Consider the following 481-nt stretch of genomic DNA (forward strand, 5'->3'; position numbering starts at 1 on the left):
GGGCGAGTACTTGAGGCGCTGGGGCTTCACGCCGCAGCGCCCAGCCAAGCGGGCGCTGGAGCAGCGACCCGAGCAAGTTCGGCAATGGCTGGAGGTTGAGTATCCAACCATTGTGCGGCGTGCCAAGGTCGAAAGGGCCCTGGTGCATTGGGCGGATGAGACGGCCGTGCGCCAGGATACGGCCTGGCTGCGCGGCTATGCACCCAAAGGCCACACGCCCGTGATCGAGCACGCTGCACGGCGCCCTACGCCCGGCATCACGATGATCTCGGCGCTTACCAACCAGGGCCTGCTGCGCTTTGGCTTTCATGATGGCGCCATCAACGCCGAGCGCTTCATCGACTTTATGGCCGATGTGGTGCACGACTCGCCGGCCAAAGTGTTTCTCATCGTGGACAACCTGGCCGTGCACCGCGCCGAAAAAGTACGGCAGTGGGCGCAGGCCAGGAAGGACGACATCGAGCTGTTCTACCTGCCACCG

At 64.4% G+C, this 481-nt stretch carries 1 protein-coding gene; it reads left to right on the forward strand.

All coding sequences use genetic code 11. The features are described 5' to 3' along the window. Positions 1-481, forward strand: a 481-nt coding sequence (locus SM757_RS35065; protein WP_322468878.1) for an IS630 family transposase, incomplete at both ends; no start/stop codon positions are given.

Source organism: Azohydromonas lata, from assembly GCF_034427735.1.
Taxonomy (GTDB): domain Bacteria; phylum Pseudomonadota; class Gammaproteobacteria; order Burkholderiales; family Burkholderiaceae_C; genus Azohydromonas; species Azohydromonas lata.